Raw genomic sequence first — 5,589 nt, forward strand, 5'->3', positions numbered from 1 at the left:
GGCGGCGGGCGTCGCCGAGGCGGCGTCGGCGGCCGGCTGCGCCGGGACGGGCGGGCGGGAGGCGTCGGTTGGCTGCTGCGGGTCGTTCGTGGTGGGGACGTTGTCGCTCATCAGTGGTTCCTTCTTCTCAAGACACCCTCAGCATGGCGCGCGATCCTGTGTGTTGCGCATGGCCAGACCCTGCTGACCCTATGTAAACCTATGGGTTCGGCGCAAGGGAGCCGGTAGCGTGGGCGCGTGCGACAGATCCCCGGCGCCTGGCGCCGCACCGCGCGGGGCGCGGGCCTGCTCGGGCCCGGCGACGTGCCCGCCCCGACCATCTTCGCCGAGATGACCGCGCTCGCAGCCCGGACGGGCGCCGTGAACCTCGGGCAGGGCTTTCCCGACGAAGACGGCCCCGCCGAGGTGCTCGCTGCGGCGCAGGAGGCTATCAGGGCGGGGGCGAACCAGTACGCGCCCGGAAGAGGCGTGCCCGAGCTTCTGCAATCCGTCGCCGCCCACCAGAAGAGGTTCTACGGCCTCGACGTCGATCCCGACCGCGAGGTGGTCGTCACCGCGGGAGCGACAGAGGCGCTCGCGGCGACGCTCCTCGCCCTGGTCGACGGCCCGGCCGACGAGGTCGTCGTTTTCGAGCCGTACTACGACGCGTACGCGGCGCTCGTCGCGCTCTCCGGGGCGACGCTCGTACCGGTGCCGCTGCGCTTTCCCGACTTCCAGCCCGACCTCGACGAACTCGCACGCGCCGTCACCGACCGCACGCGCCTCATCATCGTGAACGACCCGCACAACCCGACCGGTGCCGTGTTCTCGGCCGAGGCGCGCGCCGAGATCGTGCGCCTCGCCGAGCGGCACGACGCGTGGATCGTCACCGACGAGGTGTACGAGCACCTCGTCTTCGACGGCGCCCACGTGCCCCTCGCGACGCTGCCGGGCGCGGCCGAACGCACGCTGTCGATCTCTTCGGGCGGCAAGACGTTCTCGGCCACGGGCTGGAAGGTGGGCTGGGTGACCGGCCCCGCCGACCTCGTCGATGCCGTGCTCGCCGTCAAGCAGTTCCTCACCTACACGAACGCCACGCCGTTCCAGCACGCGATCGCCGCCGGCCTCGCGCTGCCGGGCGCCTACTTCGCCGGCATCGCCGCGACCTTGCGCGCCAAGCGCGACCTGCTCGCGGCGGGCCTGCACGATGCCGGCTACGCCGTCTCCCCCGCGGCGGGCACCTACTTCACCGTCGCCGACGCGTCTCACGAACTCGAGCCGGGGCAGGATGCCGGGGACTTCTGCCGCGCGCTCCCCGGCCGTGTCGGGGTCGCCGCCATCCCGCTGACCGCCTTCGTCTCACCGGCGCACCGGAGCGAGTACGCCTCGCTCGTGCGGTTCGCGGCGTGCAAGCGGCTCGAGGTCATCGCCGAGGCATCCGCCCGCCTGCGAGGGAGCGCCTGAGCCGCGCTCGCCCGCGCCGTCAGTCCAGGGGCTCGACGCGGAAGCGGCGCAGGGCCAGGGCCGGGTTCACGCGGCGCAAGCGGTCGATGACCTCGGCATCCACGAAGGCGACGGCGACGTCGGTCGCGGTGCCGACACCGGCGAGCTCGACGCCCTGCGGGTCGACAATGAGGGATGCCCCGACGCCGAGCGGCGGCGGGTGGTCGGCGCCCGTGACGTACAGCGTGTTCTCGATCGCGCGGGCGTGCACGAGGGTGCGCCAGTGGTGCTCTTTGAGGGGACCGCGCACCCACTCGGCGGCGGTCAGCACGACGTGCGCGCCGGCGTCGGCGAGCACACGCGCCACCTCGGGAAAACGCAGGTCGTAACAGGTCATCAGCGCGAAGCGCAGACCGCCGACCTCGAAGGTCTCGGGTGCACCGTGCTCGCCCGGCTCGACCCAGTCCGACTCGCGCTGGCCGAAGGCGTCGTAGAGGTGCAGCTTGCGGTACGCCGCGAGCACCCGGTCGCCGTCGACGGCGACGACGGCGTTGCGCACCCGTCCCCCGCCGGCGCGTTCGACGAGCCCCGCCACGATGACGACCCCGTGCCGGCGTGCGCAGTCGCGGAGCGCCCGCGTGAAGGCGCCGTCGAGATCTTGCGCGTGCGCGGCGAGGGTTTCGTCGAACGGGTCGACGAAGTAGCTCGCGTACTCCGGGAAGAGCACGACGCGGGCGCCGCGCTCGGCCGCCCGCGCGGTCAGCTCGTCGATCACGGCCAGATTGGCGCGCTCGTCCGCCGTCGGCGCGAACTGCGCCACCGCCACGCCGACCGCGCCGCCCGCCCCGCCGCTCATGCGCCCGCTCCCCGGGAGCGGAGCATCACGGGGATCGCGATCCACAGCACGACGACCACGACGCCGGCGACGACACCGACGGTCACCGCGGCGGCGCCGCCCAGCACGATGTCGAAGACGAACGCCACGACGCCGACGAGCAGAGCCCCCACGGTGGCGAGCGCCGCGACGAGGGCGGCATGTCCGTAGGCGACGACGATGTTCTTCTCGCGCCGGGCGAACAGCACCCTGTGCAGCGCCACCGGCGCCAGTGCGACGATCGCGCTCAGCGCCGCGAGCACCACCAGCACCAGATAGAAGGTGCGCTGCCCCTGCGACAGCGCCACGAAGGCCGGCTGGAACGCCAGCGCCAAGAGGAACCCGGTCAGAATCTGGGTGCCGGTCTGCAGCACCCGCAGCTCCTGCAGCACCTCGGCCCAGTTGCGGTCGGCGCGTTCGTTCGGCGTCTCATCGCGTCCGTCTGCGAAGCCGTCGACAGACGCAGCCTGGCTCGCCGAGGCATCCGGAATCATGCGCTCATCCTCCCCCGCCGCGACGGATGCCCGCAATGTGCACGGAGCACTCCGAACCCGTGCTAGGCTTTCATCTTGTGCCGCGGGGTGGAGCAGCTCGGTAGCTCGCTGGGCTCATAACCCAGAGGTCGCAGGTTCAAATCCTGTCCCCGCAACGAAAGCAAGGCCAGAAAAGCGCCGGAGATCATCTCCGGCGCTTTTCTGTATGTGCGCTCTCCCCCGCAGATCCCGCGGAATCGCTAGGGCGATCGGCCCGTTCGTCGCTACTGTGAGCGCATGCACACGAAGGTCGCCCTTCCCGTCGTCGCCCTGTTCGTCGCCGCTGCGGCGCTGCTGGGCGGATGCTCGGCGTCGACGCCCGCCTCCTCCGAGGCATCCGTCGCGTCGAGCCCGGAGCAGACGACCGTCTCGACACCCGCGGCGACACCCGCGGCCACCGCCGACGTGAACGCCGAGACCGGCGACTGCATCCCCGCCGACGTGCAGAGCGCCGGCATCCCGATCGTGTCGGGCACTGTCGTCTGCGAGCTCGTGCGCGGGCAGCTCGCCGACGGCACGCTGTCGATCGTCGTGCAGGTCGCCTCGACCGACGCCGGCTTCACGGCGGCCACCGACGCGCTCGAGGAGGCCGGTTACACCTCGGGCATCAAACTCTCCGACACGGCGACCTATACGAACGGCACCTACGACGTCATGCTCACCTCGACCGAGCAGGCACCCTACGGCGCAGTCATCACCTACGTGATCGCCCCCGAGTGACCCCGCGCGCGGCGGCGCGCGCACCAGATCACCGCACCAGGTCACTCGGCGAGCACCGTCTCCATCTCGCCCAGAAAGCGCACGATCGCGCGCAGCTCGTCGTCGCTGAACGCACTCATGCTGTCGCGCATGCGCCCCATGCGCTCGCCGAAATGCCGGTAGAACTCCGCGCGCGCGGCATCCGTCAGCACCACCACCCGCGCACGCCGATCGCTCGGGTGCGGGCGGCGTTCGAGGTGCCCGCTCGCCGTCAGCCGGTCGAGCAGCTTGGTGGTCGACGCCGTCGAGATCGACAGGTGGCTCGCGATCTGGTGCGGCGAGACCCACTCGCCGCGCTGCTCGCGCACCACCATCAGTCGCATGGCCGCGAGGTCGGTCGCGTTCATGTCCATCTCGCCCCGGATGCCGCTGTGCATGCGGTCCATCGCATCGGAGAACGCGCGCACGGCGGTCATCGCCTCGAGCACGAGTTCGTCTCGCGGCGTCTGCGGCAGCCATCTCTCGCTCACGTGTGGACACCTCCCTGCCCCCCAGGTAGTATCGCTGAAACTCGCTAGATAAACTAGCGAAAGGAGAAACTCGTGCCCCCCACCGATATCGCCACCGACTTCGTCGTCCTGTTGGGCGAAGACGGGAGCGAGATCGGCGTCGCTCCCAAGGCCAGCGTGCACGGCAGCGATACCGCGCTGCACCTGGCCTTCTCGTGCCACGTCTACAACGCGCGCGGCGAGACCCTCGTCACCCGCCGCGCCCTCGACAAGAAGACCTGGCCGGGCGTCTGGACCAACTCCTTCTGCGGCCACCCGCGACCCGCCGAACCCGTGATCGACGCCGTGCACCGGCACGCCGAGCACGAACTCGGGCTGACCCTCCGCGATCTCAGGCCCGTGCTGCCGTTCTTCCGCTACCGGGCCGTGGATGCCTCGGGGATCGTCGAACACGAGGTGTGCCCCGTCTACACGGCGCTCGTCGACGACGAGCCGCACCTGAACCCGAGCGAGGTCGTCGAGGCCCGCTGGGTCGACCCGTCCGACCTCGCCGTGTCGCTCCGTGCGACGCCCTGGGCGTTCAGCCCGTGGCTCGTTCTGCAGGCCGAGCAGATGCACGTGTTCGACGCCGCGCGCTCGCCGGAGGCGATCCGATGATCGCGCTCTCACCCGCCGACCGCGCCGGAGTCGACGACGCGATCGCCGCCGCACTCGATCGCCTGCAAGCCCGGGCGGCCGCGCTCGGCGACGGTGCGGGCGCCCTGGCATCCGCCGTCGCCCACGCGGCGGGCGGCGGCAAACGGGTGCGGCCCGCGCTCGTGATCACCGCGTACCGTGCGCTCGCGGACGGCGCGGACGGCGCGGACGGCGCAGGCGACGCGCAGGGTGACGCGAGGGCCGATGCGGCCGTGTGGCAGACCGCCGCCGCGTTCGAGCTGCTGCACTCGGCGTTCGTGGTGCACGACGACCTCATCGACCGCGACCTCGAGCGGCGCGGCGAGCCGAACGTGGCCGGGCGCTTCCGCGTCCGCGCGGGCCACTACGGCGCGGCAGCCGACGATGCGGCCCTCGTGGGCGATGCGGCGGCGGTGCTCGCGGGCGACCTGCTGCTGTTCGAGGCGACGCGTCTCATCGCGACCGTCGACGCCGAGCCCGCCGCGCGCGACGCCCTGCTGCAGATCTTCGACGACGCCATCCTCGTCTCGGCGGCCGGTGAGCTCGCCGATGTCGAGAACGCGGCGCGCACCGATGTTCCCGACACAGACGCCCTGCTCGGCGTCGCGCACGACAAGACCGCGGCCTACTCGTTCGAGGCGCCGTTGCTGGCCGGCGCCGCGCTCGCGGGTGCTTCGGCTCCGGCGCGCGCCGCCCTCGGGGCCGCCGCCGGCGACCTGGGCCTCGCGTTTCAGCTCGTCGACGACCTGATCGGCACGTTCGGCACACGCCGCCAAGCGGGGCGCGCACCGGGCGCCGACCTGCGCGAAGCCAAGCGCACGCCGCTCATCGGCTTCGCCCGCGGCGGCGATGCCTGGCCGCAGGTGCGCTCCGCCCT

The 5,589-nt window shown here is 72.1% G+C and carries 7 protein-coding genes and 1 tRNA gene; 5 read left to right on the plus strand and 3 right to left on the minus strand.

Translation table 11 applies throughout. The annotated features are described in order from the left end of the window. Nucleotides 1-237 precede the first annotated feature (237 nt). Nucleotides 238-1,443, plus strand: coding sequence for an aminotransferase class I/II-fold pyridoxal phosphate-dependent enzyme (locus G3N18_RS15380; RefSeq protein WP_196385132.1), 1,206 nt, complete (start codon nucleotides 238-240; stop codon nucleotides 1,441-1,443). 19 nt (nucleotides 1,444-1,462) lie between these two features. Here the strand turns inward: G3N18_RS15380 and G3N18_RS15385 are convergent, their stop codons facing one another. Together G3N18_RS15385 and G3N18_RS15390 are read right to left on the minus strand one after the other, a co-directional pair. Further along, complete coding sequence (locus G3N18_RS15385) at nucleotides 1,463-2,278, minus strand: carbon-nitrogen hydrolase family protein (RefSeq protein ID WP_196385133.1); 816 nt, start codon at nucleotides 2,276-2,278, stop codon at nucleotides 1,463-1,465. Then, entirely contained in the window at nucleotides 2,275-2,790 is a 516-nt protein-coding gene (locus tag G3N18_RS15390) for a DUF6328 family protein (protein WP_196385134.1), read from the minus strand. The genes G3N18_RS15385 and G3N18_RS15390 overlap by 4 nt, the downstream gene beginning before the upstream one ends. Nucleotides 2,791-2,871: 81 nt before the next feature. Between G3N18_RS15390 and G3N18_RS15395 the strand changes: the two genes are divergently transcribed. Both G3N18_RS15395 and G3N18_RS15400 read left to right on the plus strand, forming a co-directional pair. Further along, nucleotides 2,872-2,945: transfer RNA gene (locus G3N18_RS15395), tRNA-Met, on the plus strand. Between the two features lie 121 nt (nucleotides 2,946-3,066). Beyond that, nucleotides 3,067-3,549 (plus strand): hypothetical protein, encoded by a 483-nt coding sequence (locus tag G3N18_RS15400; RefSeq protein ID WP_196385135.1) that lies wholly within the window; start codon nucleotides 3,067-3,069, stop codon nucleotides 3,547-3,549. Between the two features lie 41 nt (nucleotides 3,550-3,590). On the opposite strand, the gene G3N18_RS15405 is transcribed toward G3N18_RS15400, so the two are convergent. Next, a complete protein-coding gene (locus G3N18_RS15405) occupies nucleotides 3,591-4,058 on the minus strand; it encodes a MarR family winged helix-turn-helix transcriptional regulator (protein WP_338038674.1) in 468 nt (155 codons plus the stop codon). Nucleotides 4,059-4,130: 72 nt separating this feature from the next. Between G3N18_RS15405 and idi the strand changes: the two genes are divergently transcribed. Both idi and G3N18_RS15415 read left to right on the plus strand, forming a co-directional pair. Next, entirely contained in the window at nucleotides 4,131-4,694 is a 564-nt protein-coding gene (gene idi / locus G3N18_RS15410; RefSeq protein WP_196385136.1) for an isopentenyl-diphosphate Delta-isomerase, read from the plus strand. Beyond that, the coding region (locus G3N18_RS15415; protein ID WP_196385137.1) for a polyprenyl synthetase family protein at nucleotides 4,691-5,589 on the plus strand (899 nt) is incomplete at its 3' end. The genes idi and G3N18_RS15415, both read left to right, overlap by 4 nt.

This window comes from Microbacterium paulum (genome assembly GCF_015707995.1).
In the GTDB taxonomy this organism is placed as follows: Bacteria; Actinomycetota; Actinomycetes; order Actinomycetales; family Microbacteriaceae; genus Microbacterium; species Microbacterium paulum.

What these genes read in the sequence shown, in the direction of transcription:
- G3N18_RS15385 (WP_196385133.1), bottom strand. Translation starts at nt 2,278, where the DNA reads ATGAGCGGCGGGGCGGGCGGCGCGGTCGGCGTGGCGGTGGCGCAGTTC.
- G3N18_RS15400 (WP_196385135.1), top strand. Translation starts at nt 3,067, where the DNA reads ATGCACACGAAGGTCGCCCTTCCCGTCGTCGCCCTGTTCGTCGCCGCT.
- G3N18_RS15390 (WP_196385134.1), bottom strand. Translation starts at nt 2,790, where the DNA reads ATGATTCCGGATGCCTCGGCGAGCCAGGCTGCGTCTGTCGACGGCTTC.